Source organism: Gordonia amarae NBRC 15530 (assembly GCF_000241345.1).
GTDB lineage: Bacteria > Actinomycetota > Actinomycetes > Mycobacteriales > Mycobacteriaceae > Gordonia > Gordonia amarae.
Genome location: NZ_BAED01000021.1, coordinates 1 through 25,438, shown reverse-complemented (window position 1 = coordinate 25,438; position 25,438 = coordinate 1). Strand labels below are relative to the sequence as shown.

Genomic DNA, 25,438 nt, shown 5'->3' with positions numbered 1-25,438 from the left:
TGCGTCGCGGCCTGGACCGTCTGCGGCGCACCCGCTCAACCATGAAAGGGTGAACGATGGTGTCGACGCACAGTGTCGCCAAGGCCGCCGCGTCGCCGGTGAGCGATGCGGTGATCATCGAGGTTGCCGTCAACGGGTCAACGCCCCGCTCGGTCAACCGGCACGTGCCCCGTACGCCCGACGAGATCGCGGCGGACATGATCGCCTGCGCCGAGCACGGTGCGTCGATCGGGCACAACCACAACGACGAACCGATGTTCACCGACACCGGGGTCCACTCGGTGGAGCCCTACATCGCCGCGTGGGAACGGGTGCTGCGGTCACACCCCGACCTGCTGCTGTATCCGACGTTGGGGGCGGGCGCACGGGGGATCGCGATCGAGGACCGCTGGTCGCACATCGCCGAACTCGCCCGCCGCGGGCTGGGCGGGATGACTCTCGTCGATCCGGGGTCGGTGAATCTCGGGCTCACGACCACCGGCCCGGTCCCGCCCGACGGCGGGCGGGGCTGCTACCAGAACACTCTCGACGACACCGCGTACATGTTCGCGGAGACCATGAAACTCGGTGCTGCTCCCAGTATTTCGATTTTCGAACCGGGATATCTGCGTACCACGCTGGCCTGGCACCGGGCGGGACTGCTGCCGCGCGGCGCCATCGTCAAACTGTATTTCGGCGGCGCGCTCGAATTCGGGTTGCCGCCCACCCGTACGGGATTGGAGGCATATCTGGAACTCCTGGAACCATCCGGACTGCCGTGGTCGGTCGCGTTGCTCGGTGGCGACGTGGTCGAGAGCGGGCTGGCCGCGATGGCGATCGAACGGGGCGGGCACATCCGTGTCGGCCTCGAAGACTATGCCGGAGACGGCGAACCGACGAACGTCGAACTGGTGGACCGTGCGGTCGAGCTCATCCACAAGATGGGTTGCGCACCAAGCACAACCACCCAGACCCGAGATATTCTCGGACTCCCGGGGACGCCGTTGCCATCCTGACGGCGTACCGGGGCATCCTCAGAAACCGAGACACGTGGCGGGCGATCCCCGACCCCGGTCGCAAAACAAGGAGCCGCCATGAGCGCTGCCTTCGAACACCCCCGATCTCCGGCCGCACGTGCCCGGACATCAGAATCCGGCAGAGTCGGAACCGCCGATCCGATACCTCACCACCGACGGATCGCCCACCCTGACCGCGCAGCGTCGCGGCCTCGACATCCAGTTGGCGCGCAACCTCTATCGGGACATGATGCGTGCCCGCCGCCTGGACACCGAATCGCTGGCGCTGGCCCGTCAGGGCGAACTGAACCTGTGGCTGATGAGCTGGGGCCAGGAAGCCGCGCAGGTGGGTTCGGTACACGCCCTGCGTGGCACCGACATGATCTTCCCCAGCTACCGCGAGCACGCGGTGGCGCTGTGCCGCGGGCTGACCCCGGCGCAGATCCTCACCCAATGGCGCGGATGTGCCCACGCGGGCTGGGAATCCGGCGGCACGCACCACATGCATATCAACTCGCTCGTGCTCGGCACCCAGACGCTGCACGCGGTCGGGTACGCCACCGGCGCGGTGATGGAGCGCACCGACGAGGTGGTGACGGTGTACTTCGGTGACGGCGCCGCCAGTCAGGGCGACGTGAACGAGGCGCTCAACTGGGCTGCCGCCGCACAACTTCCGGTGCTGTTCTTCTGCCAGAACAACCAGTGGGCGATCTCCACGCCGGCGAGCCTGCAGATGCGGATGCCGCTGCACCGGCGGGCGGCCGGCTTCGGGCTGCGGTCCTATCACGTCGACGGCAACGACGCGCTCGCCGTACACGCGGTGACCTCCGAAGCGGCAGCGCATATCCGCGCCGGCGGTGGGCCGGTGTTCATCGAGGCGTTTACCTACCGGCGTGGTGGGCACAGTACCTCCGACGACCCGGGACGCTACCGCGACGACCACGAACTCAAGCTCTGGGAATCGCGCGACCCGCTGGCGCGGGTGCGGGCCTTCCTGGAGGGCCAGGGCGTCGAGGAGGGGTTCTTCGCCCGGCTGGACCGCGAATGCGATGCGTTCGCCGAACAGGTCCGCACCGACTGCCGCGGCCTGCCGGACCCCCGCCTCGACGACGTCTTCGCCTCCACCTACGCGCAGCCGCACACGCTCGTCGACGACGACTACGCCCGGTACCTGGCCGAAGAGGAATTCCTCGGGCAGACCTCGCTCCGGACGGGGGATGCGGCATGACCACGATGACGCTCGGCGGGGCCATCAACAGCGGACTCGCCGCGGCGATGGCGGCCGACGACCGGGTGATGGTGATGGGCGAGGACGTCGGGGTGCTCGGCGGCGTCTTCCGGGTCACCGACGGCCTGCAACGCCGGTTCGGGGCCGCGCGCGTCGTCGACACACCGCTGACCGAGTCCGGGATCGTTGGTACCGCAATCGGATTGGCGTTGCGTGGCTACCGTCCCGTGTGTGAGATCCAGTTCGACGGATTCGTCTACCCGGCGTTCGACCAGATCGTCAGCCAGCTCGCCAAGATGCGTGCCCGCTCCGGTGGCACGATCGCGTTGCCCGTGGTGATCCGGATCCCGGTCGGCGGTGGCATCGGCGCGGTGGAACATCACAGCGAATCCAATGAGGCCTACTTCGCGCACACCGCCGGCCTGCGCGTGGTCAGCTGCTCGAACCCCGGGGATGCCTTCCACATGATCCAGGAGGCCGTCCGGTGCGACGACCCGGTCATCTTCTACGAGCCCAAACGCCACTACTGGCAGAAGGGCGAGGTGGAGGAGACCTGCGTGGAACGCAGGGACACCGCCCGCGTCTGCGTGGACGGCACCGACTGCACCCTGATCGCCTACGGCGGGTCGGTCGCACCGGCGCTCGCGGCGGCGCGGGCAGCACAGGAGGACGGTTACTCGGTGGGTGTCGTGGACCTGAGAAATCTGTCACCACTGGATGTTCCGACGCTCATCGAACAGGTACGGCGGACCGGACGCGCGGTGGTGGTGCACGAGGCATCCACCTTCGCCGGTCTCGGCGCCGAGATCGCCGCCACCATCACCGAGCGATGCTTCCGGGAGCTGAATGCCCCGGTGCTGCGCGTCGGGGCCTACAACCTGCCGTACCCGCCGGCGCGTGTCGAGGAGAAATTCCTGCCCGATGTCGACCGGGTGCTCGAGGCCGTCGACCGATCGCTCTTCTTCTGACCACGCACCTGCTCAAGGACGGTAGAGATGTCCACCATCGCCAGATTCAAACTCCCCGACGTCGGGGAAGGTCTCACCGACGCCGAGATCATCTCGTGGGAGGTCGCCGTCGGCGACTGTGTCGAGATCAACCAGACCCTGTGTGAGGTCGAGACCGCCAAATCCGCGGTCGAGTTGCCTTCGCCCGTGGCCGGTGTCGTGGAGACGCTGCACGCTGCGGTGGGCGACATCGTGGACGTGGGGACGGTGATCGTCAGTATCCGCATCGGCGGCCCCGGCGGTCCCGGCGCGGCGGCACCCGAACCCGTCGGCGTCGCACCGGATCCGGAACCTGCCACTGTGGCCGACGATGTCATGGCCGTCGACGCCGCGGAGGAGGCGCCCGAGCCGGAACCGAAGGTGCAGATCCTGGTGGGCACCGGCCCGAGTGCACCGGTCGAGCGCCGCCGGCACCTCCGTCCGCGCGGCGAACTTCCGGCGAGCCCGTCGCGGCCTGCGGGCGGGGAGGTGGCACTCGTCGCCGACACCCGGGTCCCGATCCGCGGCGTGCGGCGGGCCACCGCCGCGGCGATGACCGAATCAGCCTTCACCGCACCGCATGTCACCGAATGGCTCGCGGTCGACGTCACCGCCACCACCGAACTCGTCGCCACCCTGCGTGCGGACCCGAGGTGGGTGGGTCTGCGCATCAACCCGATGCTGTTGGTGGCCAAGGCACTGCTGATGGCGCTGGAGAAGTACCCCGAGGCCAACGCCCGGTGGGATGAGCGCGCGGCCGAGATCGTCCGGTTCGGGTCGGTGAACCTGGGGATCGCGGTCGCCTCCGCCCGGGGTCTGGTGGTGCCCAACATCAAACGGGCCGACGCGCTGGGGCTGCGCGGTCTGGCAGAATCCGTCGACCGGCTGGTGGTCACCGCGCGTGAGGGGATACTGCGCCCTGCGGACATGACCGGCGGCACCGCCACCATCACCAATATCGGGGCCCTCGGCGTCGACGCCGGCACCCCGATCCTCAATCCGGGAGAGGCGGTCATTCTCGCGTTCGGCGCGATCCGGCCCACCCCGTGGGTGGTTGACGGTCGCGTGGAGGTCCGGCAGGTGGCGCAGTTAGCATTGTCATTCGACCATCGTCTTGTCGACGGCGAGCTGGGCTCGGCGGTATTGACCGAGGTTGCCTCGGTGCTCCGCGATCCGGTGGCGGCGCTGATCGATCACGCGTAGGGGAGCAATTCACGGGCCAAGGGGGGATCGGGCTGTATCCGCTCAGGGAGTCGTTGACGCGCACAGCGATAGTGCCTACTGTCGCTGTGACGGTATTCACCAGTGACCCGACGTGCCCGGGTACATCACAGCCACATCAGGCCGCAGCGAGGAACGATCTCCCGCGTGGCCGTCACGCCCTCTTCCGGCAGCCCGCAAGAGGAATTCGTATTGGAGGCGCCATGCAGCCGAATCCCGGCCGATGGTCGGACCGAGCCTCGCTCAACCAAGGAGCGCAGCAATGACCGATCATCTTCAGTTCCTACTGCTCGGACTCGGGTCGGGTGGCGTGTTCGCCGCCCTGGCCCTGGCCCTGGTGGTGATCTACCGCAGCTCCGGGGTGATGAACTTCGCCACCGGATCGCTCGCGTTGTTCGGCGCCTACACCTACGCGTATCTGCGTCAGGGTGAGCTGCTCATCGTGATCCCCGGGTTCCCGGACAGTGTCGACATCGGCGGGGATCCCGGGTTCTTCGGTGCCGCCGTGATTTCGATGGCCCTGTGCGCGGTCCTCGGACTCGTGTTGTACCTGTTGATCTTCCGTCCGCTGCGTAAGGCGCCGCCGGTGGCGCGGACCGTCGCCTCGATCGGTGTGATGATCATCTTCGCCGCGCTCACCACCGCGCAGCTCGGTACCAAGGGGCCGGCCGTCGATGCGATCTTCCCTGTCGACATCCTGGAATTCGGTGGGATGCGGGTTCCGCAGGACCGCGTGCTGTTCGCGGTCACCATCGTCGTGATCGCCGTCGTGCTGGCCGGCGCCTACCGGTTCACCCGGTTCGGGCTGGCCACCCGCGCGGCGTCGGAAAGCGAAGAGGGTGCGTACGTCAGCGGTTTGTCGCCGGACAAGATCGCGGCCGCGAACTGGATGATCGGTTCGGCCGTCTCCGGCCTGGCGGGGATTCTGATCTCGCCGATCGTTCCGCTCACCCCCTATGCCTACACCCTGTTCATCGTGCCGGCGCTCGCCGCGGCGATCATCGGGCGGTTCTCCTCGATCCTGGTGGCGGTCGTGGCCGGTCTGGCGATCGGCATGCTGCAGTCCGAGGCCACCTACCTGCCGCGCGTCTACGACTGGCTGCCGTCCACGGGACTGGTGGAGCTGGTGCCGCTGATCGTGGTTCTGGTGGTGCTGGTCGCGTGGGCCAAGCCGCTGCACTCGCGCGGCGCCGTGATCGTCTCCGAACTGGGCAACGCCCCGTATCCGCGGCACCTGAAGTACTGGGTGCCCGCGGCGGCGGTGGCCGGTGTGGTGGTTTTGCTTGTGGCGGGCGGGGATTGGCGTATGGCGGTGATCACCACGATCATCATGACGGTGATCGGCCTGTCGCAGGTGGTGGTCACCGGTTACGCCGGTCAGGTGTCTCTCGCGCAGCTGGCGATCGCCGGTGTCGCGGCGTTCCTGGTGGGCCCGATCACCACGAGCTGGAATGTGCCGTTCCCGATCGCGCCGCTGCTGGCCGCCGTATTGGCCGCCGTCATCGGTGTGGTGATCGGCTTGCCCGCCTTGCGGATCCGCGGCCTCACGGTGGCGGTGGTGACGCTGACGATGGCGTACACGCTGGAGGCGTTCTGGTTCCGTAATACCGACTTCGTGGACTCGTCCGGTATCGACGTGCCGTCTCCGTCGATCTTCGGTCTGAATCTGGGCATCGGCACCGGTGGCGAGTATCCGCGGGCTGCGTTCGGGATGCTGTGCCTGGTCGTGGCGGTAATCGTGGCCATCGGTGTGGTGTATTTGCGGCGCAGTCGCCTGGGCACCCGAATGCTGGCCGTACGTGCCAACGAACGCTCGGCCGCGGCATCGGGTGTGAACGTGACCGCGACCAAACTGGCAGCCTTCGGGATCGGTGCGTTCATCGCCGGTCTCGGTGGCACCCTGCTGGCGTATCAGCAGACCAATGTGTCGTTCCAGCCGTTCGCGGTCCTGCTGGGCGTGCTCCAGTGGCCGCCTCTGATCTGGACAAATCCAGAGTGGCACACACCATCGCGGGCGGTGGCGGCGAGATAGTCGTCGTCACCGAGTATGTACTCGTCGGAACGAGGCTCGAGATCGGCGATCGACGTGTGAAGTCTCATCCGGGGCATCTCGGAGATGACCGCGTATGCGTGCTCGATGGTGGGCAGGTCGTCGGCGAAGCGTGCGAGCGCCGGCGTCGAGTGGTTGGTGGCACTGAGCGCCAGCAACTCCTCGCGCTGCAACGTCGCGACGTGCGGTGGTGGCGGCGGGAAACCGCGGAACACGCCGTCGTCGGCGGCGGAGTCGGCGAAGTCCCGGAAGTCCATGTTGGCGATGGACAGGTTGTTCTCGATTCCCCACATCTCGGACGGGATGATGCGGAAGGTCCGGCCGGGCTCGTCGTACTCGGGGTCGCCGCAGTCGAGGGCGATGATCGGCATCTCCGGGTCGGTCATGGTGACCGTGTCGGCGAGGAAGGCGAACGAGGGCGGGTCATCGCCGATCCGGGCGCGGAGCTGCTCGGGGGTCAGGCCCGCGTTGTCCGGGTTGTCGATGCAGGTCAGGTTGGCCTGGAAGGGGAACTCGTCGCCACTGTCCACCGAGGCGGTGGCCGCGAGCGCCACCTCCCGCCACCGCTGGTCGTCGGTGAAGTCGGTGCGGATGAGCAGCGCGGCATAGTTGTCGGCGTGCAGGTAGTCGCCGAGCTCGCGTCCGGTTCCGAGCAGTTCGGTGGTCTCGCGTTCTTCCTGTTCCGATCGGCGGTCCGCAGCCGCCGCCGCGACGTCGTCGATCGTTCCGGGCGGATCGGGTAGCGACAACTGCGCGAAGACGCGTTCGAGATCGTCAGGTGACAGCGCCGCGGCGTATGTCCGCACCTCGACCGTCCACGGACCGCTCTCCCTGCGGCCCTGCACCGTATACGATTGCACGCTGAAGCCGGGCTCGGGTTCGTCGAGCCCGGTCAGCCAGCGTCTGATGGCGAACTGGGCGGAACCGGTTGTGGCCGTGATGTCGAGCGCACCGGTCAGCGCGTCACCATCCACCGCAGACGTATGGATCGTGGTCGGGAACCAGCCGACCTGGGTCTGCGGCATGTCCGCGAGGTCGCGCATCTGCTGTTCGTAATCGCGTTGCGCCTGCGACTGGGCCTGCGCCTCGGCGTGTTCCTCCTCCTCGATCGTGGGACCGTCCCAGGTGAAGAGTGCCGGGTCGAAGTCCTCATCGAGTACCGGTTCGGACATCTCCAGCCATTGCCCGCCCTGCCGCCACGCGAGGCAGACGCCGAGGTCCTGGTCGATGACCACTGTGATCGGTTGTGCGCCTTGCGGATCGTCGAACTCCACCTGCCAGCCGCTGCGGCCGCGCACGGTCGTGGCAACCGGGTCGCTCGCCGCGCCGACCCGTGGCCGCGCCATCGGGCCGGGTTCCGGCCACCATCGGTACATCGTGAAGAGCTGCATCGGGTTCAGACCCATCATCATCACGACACGGTTCGGTGCCTTATGCGCGTGCACGGCGACGCCGTCGTCGCGGACCCGATACTCGTCCGTCTCGTTCTCCACCAGTTGCGTTGTGCCGTCCGGACTTTCCAGCCTCCACAAGGCCGGTGGATCGAACCGCACGAGGTGTTCACCGCCGTTGCTCGTGTGTACCCGCGCCCGTACGGTGCGCCCGATCGTGCTGTAGCTCAGTCCTCTGATCCTTCGCCACGACGTCATGTGGCACAGGCTATGCGACGGTGCCGGCCGGAACCCCACGAATACGCTCCGACATCACAATAATTGCGATGCCGGGGCGTATTCGTGGGGTTTACGCCGTCACTTCGGCAGCACGACCACCGGGACGGGGGAGTGCCGGATCAGTTTGGTGGAGCGGGAGCCGATGAACACCCGGCGCAGCGGACCTTCGCGGGTGCTGCCGATCAGCATGACCTCGCCGCCCTGCCAGTCGAGGGAGTCGACGGCCTCGCGCCAGCCGCGGCCGGTGGCGATCTCGGTGACGGTGTCGTCGGTGATCAGGCCGTCGGCGCGCAGGGCCTCGTGGGCCTGAGCCGACTGCTCCACCCACTGATCGAGGACGTCGGACTCGCCTGCCAGGCCCACCAGCGGCGGGTACATGGCGCCGCCGCGCACCGCGAACGTCACCACCCGCAGCGGTGCGGTCATCTCGTCGGCCAGCATATGCGCGTTGGTGAGGACCGTCCGGTCCTGCGGGTCGTCGCCGGCGATGGCGGCGGTGACCCGGGTGAGCAGCCCGTCCCGCGGCGAGCGGTAGCCGCGCGGACTGAGCGCGACAGCCACCTCGGAACGGTGCAGCAGCGCATCGGCGGTAGATCCGACGACGATCTGCCCGAGCTGCCCGTCGCCGGTGGACGCGAGCACCACCGCGGCCGCCCCGATCTCCTTGGCGTGGGCGGCCAGCGCGGCCGACGCGGTGCGATGGTCGAGCCGGTCGAAGCTCCAGGTCAGCGCCGCCGGATAGATGTTCATGTGGGCGGTGACCTCGGAGAACGCCTGGTCGATGAATTGGTCGGTCCAGTCCAGGAACTCCGCGTCGACCCGTGCGAGCGACGGCGTGGTCCACGGGGTGGGTGCCACCGTCGCGATCACCAGGTCGGTGTCGAGGGATTCGGCCAGCATCGCACCGAGCTGGATGCCGCCCGCCCCACCCTCACCGGGCACGTAGCCGACCAGGATCGTCATCGCGTGCTCACCTGCTGCACGCACGGTGCGTCGCCGAGCCGCACCACGGCCGACATCCGGGTCTCGGGCGGGAAGTCGTCGTCGGGTTTGCGTTCGGTGATGTCGAACTGCGCGTCGAAGGTGTTGTCGCCGACCGCTTGCGGCACCTTGATCAGACCGACCGTGGTGGGGTCGTAGGACTTGCCGCCGAACAACTGCCCGGGCGTGACCGGCTCGCCGGAGGTCATGCCGAGGGTGCCACCGCAGGTGAGGTCCCCGGCGGCGGCCCAGTCCTTGGCATCGACGGCGGTGAACCAGTCGGTGAGCAGCGCCGATGTGTCGGTGAGGGTGGCGGCGTTCTTGTTGTGGTCGCCGTGGTTGTAGACGGCGCCGAACGCGAAGAACGCCACCCCGGCCACGACGAGCACGCCCGTCCAGACCTTGAAGCGGGACCCGAGCGGTGTGGTGTCACCGGCGTCGAGTTGTTCGGCGGTCAGGTGGTTGAGTTTGCTGGATTTGCGGCCCCACACCAGGTAGATGGCAACGAACACCAGCACCCACAGCGCGAATGCCAGATAGGTGACCAGCTTGAGGCCCGACAGGATCCACAGGCACGCGGCGATCGACAGGATCGGGGTGACCGGGTAGCCGGGCACCCGGAACGAGCGCTCCAGGTCGGGCATCGTGTTGCGCAGGATGAGCACCCCGGCGGAGACGACGCTGAACGCGGCGAGCGTCCCGATGGACACCATGTCGATGAGTTTGCCGATCGGCAGCAGCCCGGCCAGCAGACCCACCACCACACACACCACGACGGTGTTCCAGACGGGGGTCATGGTCTTGGTGCTGACCTGCGCGAACCTGTCCGGTAGCAGCCCGTCACGGCCCATCGCGAACAGGATGCGGGTCTGCCCGTACAGCACCACCAGCGTCACCGAGAAGATCGAGATCACCGCGCCCGCGGCGAGCAGGGTGCCCGGCCACGTCGACTCGGTGATGCGCTCGATGATCACCGCGAGCCCGGCCTCGGACTGGTCGGGCGAGGCGAACTTGGGCCAGGCCTGCGCGCCGATACCGGCGACCGCGACCAGCAGATAGACGGTGACGACGGTGATCAGCGCGCCCATGATGGCCCGCGGCATCGCCTTCTGCGGGTCTTTCACCTCGTCGCCGGCGGTGGACACCGCGTCGAGGCCGATGAAGGAGAAGAAGATCGCCCCGGCGGCGGCGGTGATACCGACCGCGCCGAACGGGGAGAAACCCGCGAAATGGTCGGTGGAGAAGGCGGTGAATGCGATGCCCGCGAACAACACCAGCACGCACAATTTGACGATCACCATGATGGCGTTGGTGCGCGCGGACTCACTCGCGCCGCGGATCAGCAGGAAACAGCACAGCGCGACGAGGATGGCCGCGGGCAGGTTGAACCAGCCCGACTCGACGCCCTCCTCGGTGAGCGGCGCCGCCGACAGCGCCTGCGGGAACTGAAATCCGAACAGGTTGTCGAGCAGCTTGTTGAGGTAGCCGCTCCACCCGACGGCCGTCGCCGCCGCCGACACCCCGTACTCCAGCAGCAGACAGGCGCCGATCGCGATGGCCACCAGCTCGCCCATCGTCGCGTACGAGTAGGAGTACGACGATCCGGACACCGGAACCGACGACGCCATCTCGGCGTAGCAGATCGCGGCCAGTCCGGCGGCCAGGCCGGCGACGAGGAAGGCGATGATCACCGCGGGCCCGGCGTCGGGCACGGCCTCGGGGAGGACGAAGAAGATACCGGTGCCCACGGTGGCGCCCACGCCGAACAGGGTCAGCTGGAAGGTGGTGATGCTGCGTTCCAGGTGCGCTTCACCGTGCGCCTCGGCGCTGCCCGGCGGTGCGACCGGTTTGCGCCGGAACAACGTGGACATCGAGATCGGGACCGTCCGGGCTGGTGGTGTCATACCGGGTCTCCTCGGCTTGGGACGCGTTCCTTGTGACCTGTGGGGTTGATTGTGCGCCGAGGTATGGGCCGGCGCACAGTGAACACGCGATGTGGCGCGAGATTCGGGGCCGTTACTGTAATGGGAACGGTCAACGCCGGGACTATCACGACGGGAGGTGCCGATGGCGCGCAGCGAGGCTCTCGCGCGTGAGCGCACGGCCCGGGCCGCGTTGCGGGAGGCCGTCGACGACCTGCGCGACGCCGAGGTCCGGGCGGGCGCCGCACCGCCTCCGGCCCGGTGGTGGCGGTGGGCGGCGGTTGTCGCGGTGGTGCTGTCGCTGGCCCTCGCGGGCTGGGGCATCGCGCGGTGGTCGCAGGAGTCCGGCCGCACCTCCGACGCCGAGTACGAGCGCATCGCGACCGATCGGGTGACGCTGTTGCTGAGCCCCGATTACCGGCAGCCGGGCCGCGCCCAACGCATCCTGGCCGGGGCGACCGGCGAGTTCTACGACGAGTTCGCCCAGTCCGCCGACGCCTACACGACGTTCGTGAAGTCGCGCGGCACCGTCGCCGAGGGCACGGTCGACGGCGCGGCGCTCAGCGGCCGGACCTCCGGTGGCGCGACCGTCCTGGTGGCGGCGACGGTCCGGTTCACCGGTTCCCCGGACAACCGCTCCCAGCGTGAGCGAGAGCAGGCGTTCCGGCTGCGGGTGCTGCTCACCGACTCCGACGGCGGTCCCAAACTCGCGGCGGTGCAGTACCTCCCATGAGCATTCGCAGAGCAGTCGGTTCGGTGCTCGGCCGCCCGATCATCGGCACCCGCGCGGCGGCCGCGGCCCTGGCCGTCGCGGTCCTCGTGGTGGCCGTGCTCGCCGCACTGGTGACGGTGGCGGCCCGCGACAACGACGGTGCCGTCGACCGGGACGGCCTGCGCGCAGAGTCCGGCCGCATCGTCGCCGCGGTGTTCTCCGTTGACGCCGCCGGCAAGAAGGACAGCGTGGCGTCGCTGGTGACCGACGATTTCGCCGCCACCTACGGTTCGCTGCTGCGGGGCACCCCGGCGTCGGGCGTGCGGAGCATCCAGTGGCGGCCGACGGCGTCGGCGGTCATCGACGCCGGTCCCGGCTGGGGTGCGACGCTCACCGCGTTCGACGTGGTCACCACCGCCGACTCCGGGAAGGCCGAGACCGGCACCCGCACCCTGTGGATACGGCTGGTCCGGTCCGGGGACACCTGGAAGCTCGCACGGGTGGAGCAGACCGTATGACCCGCACCGACACTTCCCGCACAGAGCTCGACGCCGCCCGCGACCGGGTGCGCACCGCCGAACGCGAGGCCCGCCTGGCCGCGATCACCGCCGCCGACGACCTGTGGACCCGCGCGATCGCCCGCACCAGGCTGGTCAAGGCCGCGCTCGCCGCGCTGCTCGTGGCGGCTCTGGCTCTGGCCGTCGCCTGCTGTTCGCGACTGTCTACCTGGCCGGTGTCACGTCGGTGACCGGCGGCGTGATCGGCGGAATCCTGGCCGCCGAAGGTGTTTTCGTCTTCGCGCTGGAGAAGATCGGCGGTGGTGACCTGTACCAGGTGCTCATCGGTCTCGCCCTGATCGTGGTGGTCCTGTTCAACCCGGAGGGCATCGCGGGTCCGGTGCTGGCGCTCGGCCGCAAGCTCGCGCGTGGCACACCCGCACGCGACGCCGAGGCCGTCGACTCGACGACCAGCGTGATCGCTGACGGCGATGCGACGAAGGAGCGAGCGTCGCGAAGGGTTCGGCGAGAAGAGGATCCTGAGGCGACCACGACACAGGACGGCGGCGCACCCGCGATGTCACTGTCCGAGGTCACCGTCCGCTACGGCGGCGTGGTGGCCGTGGACGGTGTCGGATTCGACCTGCCACGCGGCGCGATCGTCGGGCTGATCGGTCCCAACGGCGCCGGCAAGACAACCCTGATGGACGCCATCAGCGGATTCGCGCCGTCCACAGGCACCGTGGGCCTGGCCGGGACGACTCTGACCGGAACCAAGACCTACCGGCGCGTCCGGGCCGGTCTGGGCCGGACCTTCCAGGCAATCGAACTGTACGAGGATCTCAGTGTCGCCGAGAACGTGTCGGTGGGCCTGTCGGCCCGCGCCGGGGAAGGTCACGTCGGCGAATCCGAACTCGACGAGATCTTCGATACCTTGGGCCTTGCCGAGGTGAAATACAGTGCCGCATCCCAGCTCTCACAGGGGCAACGGCAACTGGTGTCCATCGCGCGGGCGCTGGCCGGTAAACCCAAGGTACTGCTGCTCGACGAACCGGCCGGTGGCCTGGACACGAGCGAAAGCCTGTGGCTCGGTGAACGGCTCAAGGCGTTGCGCAGCACCGGCGTGACGATCCTGCTGGTGGAGCACGACATGGGCCTGGTGATGAGCATCTGCGACCAGATCCACGTCCTGGACTTCGGCAAACTACTGGCCAGCGGCACACCGGAGGAGATCCTGAGCAACACCGCAGTGATGCAGGCCTATCTGGGTACCTCCCACTCGGGCGGGAAACAGCAAGAGGTGGTTGATGAGTCACCCGGAGCGGTCGAGACCGACCCGGCCGGTGGAAAGGTGCTGCTATGAGTCTTCGCGTCGATCAACTGGTCGCCGGGCACGGCAAGGTGCCGGTGGTGCGTGGTCTCGACCTGGAGGTCGAGAGCGGCAAAGTACTGGCGCTGCTGGGTCCCAACGGTGCCGGCAAGACCACGGTCATGCTGACGCTGGCGGGTCTGCTGCCGAGGCTCGGTGGGTCGGTGTCGGTGAACGGGCAGGTGCTGCCCAGCGGTAACCCGGGCAAGACCAACTCGTCCGGTGTGGTGCTGGTGCCCGACAACCGGGCCCTGTTCGGCGGCCTGACCGTGGCCGAGACGCTGACGCTGTCCCAGCGTAAGGGCGGCGTCACCGCCGACCAGATCCGCGACCTGTTCCCGGCGCTGACCAAACGCTGGAAAGTCAAGGCAGGAGCCCTCTCCGGCGGCGAACAGCAGATGCTGGCCGTGGCCCGGGCGCTGGTGCAGAAGCCGGCGGTGCTGTTGATCGACGAGATGAGCATGGGCCTGGCGCCGGTGATCGTCGAAGGGCTGCTGCCCATCGTGCGCGATATCGCCGACTCGACGGGCACCGCGGTGATCCTCGTCGAACAGCATGTGGCGCTGGCGCTGGAGGTGGCCGACGAGGCGGTGGTCCTGGTGCACGGCGAGGTGACCCTGCGCCGGTCGGCCGACACGTTGACCGCGGACTCGGAAGAGTTGCGGCAGGCCTACTTCGGCAAGGCGGCGCAACCCGCCCGCTGACCGGAACGATGATCGACAAGGCCCCGGCACCTTCGACGTGCCGGGGCCGGATCTGCATGGGGCGTTACTCGGCGGGGAGCGCGCGCACCGGGACGCTCTTCCAGCCGGCGACATTGGTCATCGAGACGCGGCTGAGCTTGCTGCGGTCGATCTCGTAGCGGGGAAGCTTGTCGAGCAGCAGGTTCAGTGCCACTCTGCTCTCCATCCGCGCCAGCGGTGCGCCGAGGCAGCTGTGGGTGCCGTAGCCGAAGCCGAGGTTGTAGCCGAACGGCCGCTTGCGGTTGATGTCGAAGACGTCCGGATCGTCGAACACTCTGTCGTCGCGATTGGCGGCACCGGTGATCAACATGACGGGGGAATCGGCCGGAATGGTTTCGCCGTAGTAGGTGACTTCCCTTGTGGTGACCCGGAAGTTGTACTGCAACGGGCCGTCGAATCGGACCAGTTCCTCGATGGCGTCGGGCACTTTGTCGCGGTCCTGGCGCAGGGCCTCCCACTGGTCGGGGTGGTCGGCGAACACGACGAGGGCGTTGCTGATCAGCTTGGTGACGGTCTCGGCGCCCGCACCGCCGAGGAGGCGGCAGAAGCCGATGATCTCGCCGTCGGTGAGGCGCTTGGTCTCGCCGTCGGCGGCGACGTACTCGGACGCGATGAGCTCGCTGAGCATGTCGTCCTGCGGGTCTGCCTTACGCTCTGCCAGTAGCGATTCGAAGTACTGGCCCATCGCCATCGACGCCTCGGCGCCCGCCTGGCTCATCATCATGTTGCCGGCTTCGCGGGCCAGGTAGGTGTCGATCCACAGCCGGATCTGCTGTCGGCGATCGGCCGGCACACCGAGGATCTTGCAGATGATCTCGACGGGGAACAGGGCCGCGAAATCGCCGACGGCGTCGAACGAGGTGGGGTCGTCGATCTCGTCGAAGAAGCCGTGGATGGTCTCGGTGACCAGGTCGGCCCAGGCCTTGACCGCGCGCGGGGTGAATGCCTTGCTGACCAGTCGGCGCATCCGGTCGTGCTCCGGCGGGTCGAGCATGATGAGCTGCGGTGGAATGCCTTTGAGGAGTTCGGCGATCTTGATCATGTCCAGGGTGACACCCTTGGCCGAGGAGAAGGTGGCCGAGTCCTTGTAGGCGGGGGCGATGTCCTCGTACCGGCTGATCGCCCAGAATCCGTACTCGGCGTTGTGGTAGAGCGGCGCCTCCTCGCGCAGCCTGCGATAGGTGTCGTACGGATTGTTGAAGAAGGTCTCGCTAAAGGGATTGAATTCCACGCTCTCGGCCTTGGGGGCCGTCGGGGCACTCATCGTGTGTTCCTCCATCTGTTGGCTGAAGATCTGGCCCGTTGGTCGCCGCCGCGTTCCGGTGGGTTGTGCCGGTGGCCGGCGAGATCACGGTCGGGCAAATCGGACACGGCACCGCGTTGTCGGTGCCGGATCCGGGTTCGGGATTCTTCGCAGCACCTCGGGCACCTGGCGCGTGCGGGCGAGCGTTGCTCGCGAGCGGCCACAAGATGGGCAAACCTGTGAGCCAGGCCTCATTGTGGCCCAGATCGGGCAATAAGGCAACGTCGGCTCGGGCGCCCCGGGTGGTGTTGACGGCGGTGGTGATAGTGACTACTATCGCTTGTGACGCCAGCCACACTCGATGGTTGGCATGGTGGCCGCCGCACCGATCTCAGTCCCCCGACATGCGGCGACCGCGCGCTCTGCGCCAAAGGAGGATTCCCAAAGGAGGATTCATTGACCAAGAATGCGGAAGTCACTTCATCGCAACCGGTTTCGGAGTTGGGCGCTTCGGCTTCCGGTAGCGCTGGGGCGGCAGGCGGGTCGGCATCGGCCACGGGAACGGCCGGTACGAGCCCCACCCGTGCCCGGATGATCGAGGCCGCACTGGCCACCATCGACGATGTCGGGCTGTACCGGGCGTCGTCCAACGAGATCGCCCGCCGGGCCGGCCTGACCTGGGGCGTGATCCAGCGCCAGTTCGGTTCCCGTGAGGCGTTGCTGCTGGCCGCATTCGAAAGCGAATGGACCAAGCTGATCGAGATGGCGCATTCGCCGATCATCGGCGACACCATCGAGGAGCGCGTCCGCTGCTTCCATCAGATCCTGCGGAGCCACTATTCGCGCAGCGAGTACTACACGGGCATCCAGATCGTGTCCAACCTGCGTAAAGACCCCAAAACCTCGGCTGCGGCACTCGAACTCATCGAGACGATGACCACGCGATCGGCGGGATTCCTGTCGGGACTGCGGGAACGGGTGCTGCCCGACCACCCCAACGGTCCGGAACTGACCAGCCTGATCTTCTTCGCCATCAGGGACTTTCACATCGGCACCCATGTCGAGGCCGCGATGAACCTCGCCGAGGTGTACGAACGCCGGCGCGCCGACCACGCGTCCGAGGAGGAAGTCCTGATCAATGGGCTGATCGATATCGCCCAACGCCAGTCCGAAACCTCACAGGAGAATTGATGACCACCGCCTTGGATATGTGCTGCGACGACGACCGCCTCGCAGTGTTCATCACCGACGTCTCGGGCGAGCGTGCCCGCGCACACGCGGAACAACTCGCGGCCGAGGGTTACCTGCTCGTCGTCGGCGCCGCCGATGCCGAGATCGGTGACGGTGTCGCCGACCGGATCCGCGAGACGGGTGGCGCCGCATTCGGTGTTCAGCTCGACATGTGCGACATGGCATCGGTCGGCGCCGCGGTCGAGACGGCACAATACCTGGCCGGCGCAGTCGATGCCGTGATCCATTACAGTCCAGCAACTTCCGACGAAGCCCACCACCTGGCGGCCTGTCTGGCCGAGGCGGGTGCGGCCGGTCGCCGGCACGAACTGCTCCTCGTCGAGGCGGAGACCTCTGACTCCGGGGCCGATCTCGCCGACGCGCTCCACGAATGGTCACAGGACCGGTCCCGGTGGGCGCACAGCCGCCGCCGTGCCCGGCGCGCGGACCAGCTGCTCGGCACCCGGGGTGCGGTGACGCTGGTTCCGCCGATTCCCGTCGCCCCGCGCGTCCCGGCCGGCGTCTGACCCCATCGGCTTCACGAACAATCACATACGCACTCATCACTCGCCGATTGAGATCTCTGATCCGTTCGGCGACAGGTGAATCGCGCTCAGGAGTAGTCCATGAACAACCCCGGCGCCGCGATCGTCGGCATAGGCACAACCGAATACTCGAAGAAGTCCGGACGCAGCGAACTGCGTCTGGCCTGCGAGGCGTCCCTGGCCGCACTGACCGATGCGGGCATCGCCCCCGGTGACGTCGACGGCTTTGTCACCTTCTCCATCGACAACAACGACGAGAGCACGCTCGCCCGCAATCTGGGCGTCAGCGAGGTCGACTTCTTCGCCCGCACGTCAGCGGGCGGGGGTGGCGCGCCCGGCGCGATCACGTTGGCGGCCATGGCGATCGAGTCGGGCAAGGCGTCGACGGTGCTGTGCTATCGGGCGATGAACGAACGCTCGGGCCGCCGCTTCGGCCGGCCGCTGGCCTTCGAGTCGCAGGAGGTGACCACCGCAGAGGCGGAGCGGGCCTGGTCGGCGCCGTTCGGCATGGCCACCCCCGCGGCCTTCATGGCGCACAGCGCCAGGCGCTACCTGCACCAATATAATGTGGACGCAGCGGATTTCGGACTGCAGCCGGTGATTCAGCGCGAGTACGCAGTCACCAACCCGGACGCCTTCTTCTACGGCAAGCCGATGACCCTGGACGATCACCAGTCCTCCCGGATGATCGCCGATCCGCTGCGGTTGCTCGACTGCTGCCAGGAGACCGACGGCGGTGTGGCGCTGGTGCTCACCTCCGTCGAACGGGCGGCCGGGCTGCGGCACACGCCCATCCGGGTGCTGGGCGGTGCGATGGGAATCGCGGCACAGCAGCATGGGATGGCATCGATGTACCGCGACGACATCGCCGGCGTCGAAGAGACGAAGATCGTGGGCGATCAGCTGTACCGCCGCACAGGTTTGGCCCCCGCCGATCTCGATGTGGCGGTGCTCTACGACCACTTCAGTCCCGCCATCCTGATGCAGCTTGAGGCACTGGGCTTCTGCGGACCGGGCGAGGCGCCGGACCTGGTGCGTGAGGGCGCCACCCGTATCGGCGGCGCCATCCCCACCAACACCAACGGAGGACAGTTGTCCGAGGCGTACATGCACGGATTCAACGGACTCGTCGAAGCGGTCCGGCAGCTGCGCGGCACCGCCGTCAACCAGGTGCCCGGCGCCCGGCACGTCATCGTCACCGGCGGTCCGTACGTCGCCACCAGCGGCGTGATCCTGGGGGCGGCGTGATGACCGAGACTTCCGTTGCGTCCGTAGAGGTCACCCGGGGCAGGCCCGTACCCAAGGTCAACGGCGACACCGAGTTCTTCTGGGCAGCGGCCCGTGAACACCGGCTTGTCGCGCAACGCTGCTCGGCGTGCGGACAGTTGCGGCACCCGCCCGGCCCGATCTGCCCGGACTGCCAGAGTCTGGAATGGGAGAGCGCCGAACTGAGCGGTCGCGGCACCCTGTACAGCCACGTGACCGTGTACCAGCCGCTGCCGCCGGGGTTCACCGAACCGCCGATCGTTGCGATTGTCGCCCTCGACGAGGGAATCCGGTTGGTGTCCAACGTGACCGGGGTCGACGCCGACGATCTGGTCATCGGTGAACCCCTCGAAGTGTATTTCGTCGACCAGGACGAGGGCTGGTCGGCCCCACAGTTTCGGCGTCCGGAAACCGGCGCCTGATCACTATTGTTGAGGAATCAGGAGTAAGACATGACCGTCGTTGAAGACCCGTCAGTACAGCCCACCAACCGCAACGACCCGAAGTTGGCCCCTATCAAGGGGATTCCGGTGATCGATGTGGACACCCACCTCACCGAACCCGGTGACCTGTGGACCTCGCGGGCGCCGGAGAAGTTCAAGGACCTGGTGCCGCGCGTGGCGCTGCTGCAGGAAGAGGACTTCGCCAAGCGGGCCGGCTGGCGGCCCCGCCAGGTCCACGAGGGCGGTACCCCGGCCTGGATCGTCGGCGACGACACCTGCATCGGCTTCGCGGGCGGCGCCAGCGTCGTGAACAAGAGCAACCACAAGGTCAGGGGCAGTGACTTTATCCACTGGCCGCTGACCGACGTCTCCCCGGCCGCGAGCCTGGTGGAACCGCGGCTGGCGCTGATGGACGATGTGGGCGTGTGGGGACAGATCCTGTACCCCAACGCCGTCGGTTTCGGCGGGCAGGGACTGGCCAGCGTCGCCGACCCCGAACTGCGCATGCTGATCTTCACCATCTGGAACGACGCGATGGCCGAGATGCAGGAACAGTCGGACGGCCGGCTCATGGGTATGGGCCTGATCCCCTGGTGGGATATCGATCTGGCCGTCAAGGAACTCGAACGTTGCCACGGCATGGGTCTCAAGGGCGTCAACACCAACGCCGACCCGCAGAACCAGGGCTTCCCCGACCTGTCGGACAAGTTCTACAGCCCGCTGTGGGATGCCTGCGAGGATCTCGACATGCCGGTGAACTTCCATGTGGGAGCCAGTGTTTCGCAGGCAAGCTACCACGGGACCGCGCCTTGGCCCTCGCTCAACAACGATGCGCGCCTCGCCATCGGCACCTGCATGCTGTACCTGTCCAACGCGCGCATCATGGCCAACCTGATCTACTCGGGCATGCTCGACAGGCACAAGAAGCTCAAGCTGGTCTCGGTGGAGAGCGGCATCGGCTGGATTCCGTTCATGCTCACCGCCCTGGACTACCAGGCCGAGGAGAACGGCGTCGACTACCTCGAACTCAAGCCGTCGGAGTACTTCCGCCGGCAGATGTACTCGTGCTTCTGGTTCGAGGGCGAGGGTGATCCCAACTTCAAGTGGTACGCCGACCAGCTCAGCCCCGACAACATCATGTTCGAGTCGGACTTCCCGCACCCGACATGCCTGTACCCGTCGCCGCTCGACGGCATCGCAAGCGTCTTCAAGGATCACGATGTGCCGTGGGAGGACCGCGAGAAGATCCTCGGCGGCACCGCCGCGCGCGTGTACAACATCGACATGCCCAAGACGGTCACGCACTGATTCGCGTTTCCGGCAACAGCCCGAAAAGGACGAGGGGACAGCGTGATGGCTGCCTACAACAACACTGACGAAGCGGGTGGCAGATGACCGCGGTGATGAAGGGGGTGCGCATTGTCGAAGTGGCCGAACAGGCATTCGGCCCCGCGGCATGCGCACTCCTGAGCGACTGGGGCGCCGACGTCATCAAGATCGAGCCGGTGGAGAAGGGCGACGCCGGCCGTGGCCTGCGGGCACTGGGCAATGACGACGTCCTACCGCTGTTCGAAAGCAACAATCGCGGCAAACGCAGCCTGGGACTGGATCTTTCGACCGAAGAAGGCCAGGACATTCTGTACCGGCTCGTCGCCGACGCGGACATCTTCGTCACCAACAAGGTGCCGCGGGTCCGCAAACGCCTGAACATCGACGTCGACGACATCCGCCGTTGCAACCCGAACATCATCTATGCCCGCGCCACCGGCAACGGTGAACGCGGCCCGGAAGCCGACAACGGGTCCTACGATTTGCTCGGCTTCTGGTACCGGACCGGCGCGGCGCTCGGCGCCGCCCCGGCCGGCAGTCCGCCGCCTTATCTGCCGAGCCCCGGCTTCGGTGATCTGATCGGCGCCACCACCATCGCCGCCGGTCTGATGGGGGCGCTCTATCACCGGGCCACCACCGGTGAGGCGCCCGTCGTCGACGTGTCGTTGCTGGCCACGGGCATGTGGGCGATGAGCGGATCGATCTCCTCTGCCGCCCTCACCCGGGAATGGTCGTGGCCGCCGCCGGCGCGAAACCCGTTGTCGCACACGTACGAGACCGCGGACCATCGGTGGATCGGGCTGTGCTGTCTGCAACCGGCGTCGTACTGGGCGCCGCTGTGCGAGGTGCTCGGCCGGCCCGACCTGATCACCGATCCCCGGTTCGCCGACTTCGGGTCCCTGATGGCCAACGCCGGTCAGGTGATGGACATTCTGGCCGGGATCTTCGCCAAGGAGAAGCTCGAACACTGGCGTACCGTACTCGCCGACTTCAAGGGGCAGTGGACCGTCATCCAGGATCCCGTGCAGGTGCTCGACGATCCGCAGGTGGCGGCCAACGGTCTGGTGCAAACATGCACCACCGAAGCCGGTGTTCCGTTCGACCTGGTGACAGCACCCGTGCAGTACGACGGTCAGCCCGCCGTCGCCCGTCGTGGACCGGGACTGTCCGAACACGGCGACGCGATCCTCTCCGACCTCGGCTATGACTGGGACACCGTGGTCGACCTCAAAGTGCGTGGCGTGGTCGCCTGATCGGCACCATCCACGAGATCAAACATTAGGAACAGCTCATGACCCAATCCGTACTGGGCGCGATCGACGTGCCCGACAATTCCGATGCCCGTGCGAATGCGCCGGTGTTCGACGCCGACACGCACATGTACGAGACGGCGGAGGCGCTCACCAAGTTTCTGCCCGAAAAGTACCGCACCGCAGTGCAGTACGTGCAGGTCGGACGGCACACCCGGATCGCCATCAACGGGGTGATCACCGACTTCATCCCCAACCCGACGTTCGACCGGGTCGCCGCACCCGGCGCGCACGAGAAGTTCTTCGCCGGCGAGAACACCGAGGGACTGACCCTGCGCGAGATGCAGGGCAAGGCCATCGACGCCCCTGCGGCCACCCGCAACCCGGAAGACCGTGTGGCGGAACTGGATCGGCAGGGCGTGCGAGAGTGCCTGAACTACCCGACGCTCGCCAGCCTCGTCGAGCATTCGTCGGCCGAGGATCCGGAACTGACTCTGGCCATCATTCACGCACTCAACCAGTGGATGCTGGAGCACTGGCAGTTCGCCTACCAGGATCGGGTGTTCTCGACGCCGGTCATCAACTGCTCCGAGGTCGACGGTGCCCGCCGGGAGCTCGAATACATTCTCGAGAACGGCGCCAAGGTGGCGCTGATCAAACCGGCGCCGGTGAAGGGCGTGCATGGCTGGCGCTCGCCCGCGCTGCCCGAGTTCGATCCGTTCTGGGCCGACGTCGAGTCGTCCGGGCTGCCGATCGTATTGCATGCCAGCCAGCCTCCGCTCGATGAGTACGTCAACAAGTGGGAGCCGCCGAACACCAAGAACTTCATGGCGATGAGTTCGTTCCGGTGGCTGGTCCTCGGGCACCGGGAGATCTCCGACATGATCGGCAGCCTCATCTGCCACGGAACACTGACCCGGTTCCCGAAGCTGCGGATCGCGAGCGTGGAGAACGGCAGCTCGTGGATTCACCCGCTGTTCCACGATCTGCACGATCTCACCAAGAAGATGCCGCAGAACTTCCCCGAAGACCCTCTCGATGTGTTCCGCCGGAACATCTGGGTCAGCCCGTTCTGGGAGGGTTCGGTGGCCGACGTCGTCGACACCGTCGGCTGGGACAAGGTGATGTTCGGATCGGACTACCCGCACCCCGAGGGACTGCCGGAGCCGAAGGGCTACTGGAAGTACGCCGAAGGCATGGACAACCGGCGAACCTGGGACTTCGTGGGCGACAACGCCCGCCGGTTCATGGGTCTGCCCATCGCCAACTCCGACCCGGCCGCGGCGGCACCGCCCGCCTAGCTGAAGGTGGCATACCCCGCCGGCCCCGGTGCGAGCTTGCGAGCCTCGAAACCCGGTGAGACGACAATGTCAGCTCACCGGGTTTCGAGGCTCGTCGCTTGCGCTCCTCGCACCTCAACCGACGGGTTGGGAACGGACACGAAGGACGAGGTGGGAACGGACACGAAGAAGGGCGGTCACGCACAGCGTGACCGCCCTTCTTTTGTGGCTGCTATGTGGTGGCCGCTGCCTCGACCTTGTCCTCGGTCTTCGGCGACGGGTCGCCGGGACGCCAGTCGGCGTCGACGTCGTAGAACTGGAGTGCCCAGCGGCGCATGGCCATGTAGGGCTTGGCGTCGATACGGTCGAGCGGGGGACGCTCGACGTACTTCTGGTAGCGCCAGATGCTCAGGTCGTCCCAGACCGTTTGCAGGAAGCGCTTTTCCACCAGCTTCTGGATCTCCGGCGGCGGCACGTCGGAGGTCTCACCCTCGGGCTTGGGCCACCAGATCTTGTAGAACAGGTCGGACTTGCCCTGATCGGTGGGGGTGCAGGCAAAGATCAGCCGATGTTGTTGCACCCCTTCGAAAGCGGTGATCGCGTAGCCGAGGCCGGCGATGTGGCTGTGCACGCGCAGCGACATCGCGTCGGGATCGGAGCTGTTGACGTCCGGCCAGCCGGTGAGGAACTGCCACTCGTTGTCCTCGATCTCCCATTTGAGGCAGATCGGGGTGACGGTGGCGTTGTGCACATAGCGGAAATGTGCACTGTCCGGGGCGTTTTCGGCGACGATCTGCGGATGGACGTTCTCGTCCCGGCAGACCACCGAGAACTCCGGATACGACCGGTAGTACATGTCCGGGGTGTCGGTGACCTCGGGGAACTTGGTGAAGATGTCTGGCGGCGCCCACCGCGGGGCCTCACCGTGCGGGTGATACCACATGAACACCACGCCGTGCGACTCGTGAATAGGGTACGAGCGCAGCTTCATCGTCTTCATCGTGCGGCCGGGCTCCGACGGCATGTATGCGTGCTTGCCGTCGGGACCCCAGCGCCAGCCATGGAAGGGGCATTCGATGCAATCGCCCACGACCTTGCCGCCGTGGCCGAGATGCGCACCGAGATGCTTGCAGTTGCCGGTGAGTACGTGAATCTCACCGTTGTCGTCGCGGTAGCCGACGAGTTCCTCGCCGAAGTAATGCAACGGCTTGGACTGTCCCTGCTCGAACTCTTCCGACCAGCCGATGACGTACCAACCGGTCGCGAACCAGGTGAACGGAACTTCCATGGCTTTCTCCTACTAGTGGGCTGTTAGGACTGCTGTGCGGCAGCGGCCTGAATCTGCTGCTCCCACGCGGCGAGCTTGTCTTCGGCGCTCGACTGGTGATGGCTGAGCGCCTGGATGGAGACGTCGTGCCCCTCGGCCTGTGCGCGCAGGGCGCCAACGGTGCACTGCTCCTTGGGGATGTGCTTGAACGGGTCGAAGTGGTACCACTTCATCGTGTTCTCGAAGGTGATCTTGTTGATCTCGTCGTCGGGAACCTGGGCCTCCTGGAAGACATTCCACAACTCCTCGGGTGCGTGGGGCCACATCGAATCCGAATGTGGGTAGTCCATCTCCCACGAGATGTTGTCGATGCCGATCTCGTGCCGCAGCCTGACACCGAGCGGGTCGGAGATGAAGCAGGTGAGGAAGTGCTCCTTGAATACCTCGCTGGGCAGCTTGCCGCCGAAGTTCTGCAGCGTCCAGGTGGAGTGCATGTCGAAAGTGCGGTCGACGCGCTCGAGGAAGTAGGGGATCCAGCCGGTGCCGCCCTCGGAGAGCGCGATCTTGAGGTCCTTGTACTTCTTGATCGGTGCCGACCACAGCAGGTCGGCCGCGGCGTTGACGATGTTCATCGGCTGCAGGGTGATCATCACGTCCGGCGGCGAGTCGACGGCCGGGATCGACAGTTTGCCCGACGAGCCGATGTGCACGCACATCACGGTGTCGGTGTCGACGAGGGCCTGCCAGACCGGATCCCAGTAGTCCGAGTGGAAGCTCGGGTATCCCAGGGCGGCGGGGTTCTCGGTGAAGGTCAGCGAGTGCACGCCCTTGCGGGCGTTGCGGCGGATTTCCTGGGCGCACAGTTCGGCGTCCCAGATCACCGGCAGACCCATCGGGATGAACCGGCCCGGATGCGAACCGCACCATTCGTCGATGTGCCAGTCGTTGTAGGCCTGCACCAGGGCGAGTGAGAAGTCCGAATCCTCGGTGGCAAACAGGCGGGCCGCGAAACCGGGGAACGACGGGAAGTTCATGCCCGCGAGCACACCGCCGGCGTTCATGTCCTTGACGCGTTCGGCGGCGTTGTAGCAGCCGGGACGGATCTCGTCGAGGCCCTCGGGCTCGAGGCCGTACTCCTCCTTGGGGCGGCCTGCGACCGCGTTCAGGGCCACGTTCGGGATGATGCGGTCGCGGAATTTCCACATGTCCGC

The 25,438-nt window shown here is 67.0% G+C and carries 22 protein-coding genes and 1 pseudogene; 17 read left to right on the top strand and 6 right to left on the bottom strand.

Annotated elements, in window-relative coordinates:
* The first annotated feature begins 56 nt into the window (after positions 1-56).
* The 5 genes from GOAMR_RS06645 (at position 57) to GOAMR_RS06625 (ending at position 6,462) form a co-directional block, all read left to right on the top strand.
* Positions 57-995 carry a beta-keto acid cleavage family enzyme gene (locus tag GOAMR_RS06645; RefSeq protein WP_005184542.1) on the top strand — a complete coding sequence of 313 codons (939 nt, stop codon included), beginning with the start codon at positions 57-59 and terminating at the stop codon, positions 993-995.
* Positions 996-1,113: 118 nt separating this feature from the next.
* Entirely contained in the window at positions 1,114-2,223 is a 1,110-nt protein-coding gene (locus GOAMR_RS06640) for a thiamine pyrophosphate-dependent dehydrogenase E1 component subunit alpha (RefSeq protein ID WP_005184539.1), read from the top strand.
* Positions 2,220-3,191: an alpha-ketoacid dehydrogenase subunit beta gene (locus GOAMR_RS06635; protein WP_005184538.1), complete on the top strand. Its 972-nt coding sequence runs from the start codon at positions 2,220-2,222 to the stop codon at positions 3,189-3,191. Before GOAMR_RS06640 ends, GOAMR_RS06635 begins: the two co-directional genes overlap by 4 nt.
* Positions 3,192-3,218: 27 nt before the next feature.
* Entirely contained in the window at positions 3,219-4,412 is a 1,194-nt protein-coding gene (locus GOAMR_RS06630) for a dihydrolipoamide acetyltransferase family protein (RefSeq protein WP_005184536.1), read from the top strand.
* Between the two features lie 280 nt (positions 4,413-4,692).
* Positions 4,693-6,462, top strand: coding sequence for an ABC transporter permease (locus GOAMR_RS06625; protein WP_005184534.1), 1,770 nt, complete (start codon positions 4,693-4,695; stop codon positions 6,460-6,462).
* Between the two features lie 230 nt (positions 6,463-6,692).
* Here GOAMR_RS06625 and GOAMR_RS25875 read toward each other — a convergent pair.
* From GOAMR_RS25875 to GOAMR_RS06610, 3 genes and pseudogenes are all read right to left on the bottom strand, one after another.
* Positions 6,693-7,505, bottom strand: a pseudogene (locus tag GOAMR_RS25875) (DUF6924 domain-containing protein); the annotation flags it as partial.
* 723 nt (positions 7,506-8,228) lie between these two features.
* A complete protein-coding gene (locus GOAMR_RS06615; protein WP_005184518.1) occupies positions 8,229-9,113 on the bottom strand; it encodes a universal stress protein in 885 nt (294 codons plus the stop codon).
* Entirely contained in the window at positions 9,110-11,035 is a 1,926-nt protein-coding gene (locus GOAMR_RS06610) for an amino acid permease (RefSeq protein WP_005184516.1), read from the bottom strand. Before GOAMR_RS06610 ends, GOAMR_RS06615 begins: the two co-directional genes overlap by 4 nt.
* 163 nt (positions 11,036-11,198) lie before the next feature.
* Between GOAMR_RS06610 and GOAMR_RS06605 the strand changes: the two genes are divergently transcribed.
* Genes GOAMR_RS06605 through GOAMR_RS06590 form a run of 5 tightly spaced genes read left to right on the top strand, consistent with a single transcriptional unit; the run spans position 11,199 to position 14,335 of the window.
* On the top strand, positions 11,199-11,786 hold the full coding sequence (locus tag GOAMR_RS06605) for an Rv1363c family protein (RefSeq protein WP_005184514.1): 588 nt from the start codon (positions 11,199-11,201) through the stop codon (positions 11,784-11,786).
* Positions 11,783-12,283 (top strand): hypothetical protein, encoded by a 501-nt coding sequence (locus GOAMR_RS06600; protein ID WP_005184513.1) that lies wholly within the window; start codon positions 11,783-11,785, stop codon positions 12,281-12,283. Before GOAMR_RS06605 ends, GOAMR_RS06600 begins: the two co-directional genes overlap by 4 nt.
* On the top strand, positions 12,280-12,513 hold the full coding sequence (locus GOAMR_RS23535; protein ID WP_005184512.1) for a hypothetical protein: 234 nt from the start codon (positions 12,280-12,282) through the stop codon (positions 12,511-12,513). The genes GOAMR_RS06600 and GOAMR_RS23535 overlap by 4 nt, the downstream gene beginning before the upstream one ends.
* Complete coding sequence (locus GOAMR_RS06595) at positions 12,510-13,625, top strand: ABC transporter ATP-binding protein (RefSeq protein WP_005184511.1); 1,116 nt, start codon at positions 12,510-12,512, stop codon at positions 13,623-13,625. Before GOAMR_RS23535 ends, GOAMR_RS06595 begins: the two co-directional genes overlap by 4 nt.
* Entirely contained in the window at positions 13,622-14,335 is a 714-nt protein-coding gene (locus GOAMR_RS06590) for an ABC transporter ATP-binding protein (RefSeq protein WP_005184510.1), read from the top strand. Before GOAMR_RS06595 ends, GOAMR_RS06590 begins: the two co-directional genes overlap by 4 nt.
* A gap of 64 nt (positions 14,336-14,399) precedes the next feature.
* Here GOAMR_RS06590 and GOAMR_RS06585 read toward each other — a convergent pair whose 3' ends face one another.
* Complete coding sequence (locus GOAMR_RS06585; RefSeq protein WP_005184509.1) at positions 14,400-15,638, bottom strand: cytochrome P450; 1,239 nt, start codon at positions 15,636-15,638, stop codon at positions 14,400-14,402.
* A 570-nt stretch (positions 15,639-16,208) separates the two neighbouring features.
* Here GOAMR_RS06585 and GOAMR_RS23530 point away from each other — a divergent pair.
* From GOAMR_RS23530 to GOAMR_RS06550, 7 genes are all read left to right on the top strand, one after another.
* A complete protein-coding gene (locus GOAMR_RS23530) occupies positions 16,209-16,808 on the top strand; it encodes a TetR/AcrR family transcriptional regulator (RefSeq protein WP_005184508.1) in 600 nt (199 codons plus the stop codon).
* Positions 16,808-17,374, top strand: coding sequence for an SDR family NAD(P)-dependent oxidoreductase (locus GOAMR_RS06575; protein WP_005184507.1), 567 nt, complete (start codon positions 16,808-16,810; stop codon positions 17,372-17,374). Before GOAMR_RS23530 ends, GOAMR_RS06575 begins: the two co-directional genes overlap by 1 nt.
* Before the next feature lie 99 nt (positions 17,375-17,473).
* Positions 17,474-18,640, top strand: coding sequence for a thiolase C-terminal domain-containing protein (locus GOAMR_RS06570; RefSeq protein ID WP_005184505.1), 1,167 nt, complete (start codon positions 17,474-17,476; stop codon positions 18,638-18,640).
* The gene (locus GOAMR_RS06565; protein ID WP_005184503.1) at positions 18,640-19,080 is read left to right on the top strand and encodes a Zn-ribbon domain-containing OB-fold protein; all 441 of its coding nucleotides are present in this window, start codon (positions 18,640-18,642) and stop codon (positions 19,078-19,080) included. Before GOAMR_RS06570 ends, GOAMR_RS06565 begins: the two co-directional genes overlap by 1 nt.
* Before the next feature lie 30 nt (positions 19,081-19,110).
* Positions 19,111-20,409, top strand: coding sequence for an amidohydrolase family protein (locus GOAMR_RS06560; protein ID WP_005184501.1), 1,299 nt, complete (start codon positions 19,111-19,113; stop codon positions 20,407-20,409).
* A gap of 83 nt (positions 20,410-20,492) precedes the next feature.
* Entirely contained in the window at positions 20,493-21,683 is a 1,191-nt protein-coding gene (locus GOAMR_RS06555) for a CaiB/BaiF CoA transferase family protein (protein ID WP_005184498.1), read from the top strand.
* Between the two features lie 38 nt (positions 21,684-21,721).
* Positions 21,722-22,981, top strand: a complete 1,260-nt coding sequence (locus tag GOAMR_RS06550; RefSeq protein ID WP_005184496.1) for an amidohydrolase family protein — start codon at positions 21,722-21,724, stop codon at positions 22,979-22,981.
* Positions 22,982-23,192: 211 nt separating this feature from the next.
* On the opposite strand, the gene GOAMR_RS06545 is transcribed toward GOAMR_RS06550, so the two are convergent.
* Together GOAMR_RS06545 and GOAMR_RS06540 are read right to left on the bottom strand one after the other, a co-directional pair.
* Complete coding sequence (locus GOAMR_RS06545) at positions 23,193-24,248, bottom strand: Rieske 2Fe-2S domain-containing protein (RefSeq protein WP_005184495.1); 1,056 nt, start codon at positions 24,246-24,248, stop codon at positions 23,193-23,195.
* Positions 24,249-24,271: 23 nt separating this feature from the next.
* The coding region (locus tag GOAMR_RS06540; protein WP_005184493.1) for an amidohydrolase family protein at positions 24,272-25,438 on the bottom strand (1,167 nt) is incomplete at its 5' end.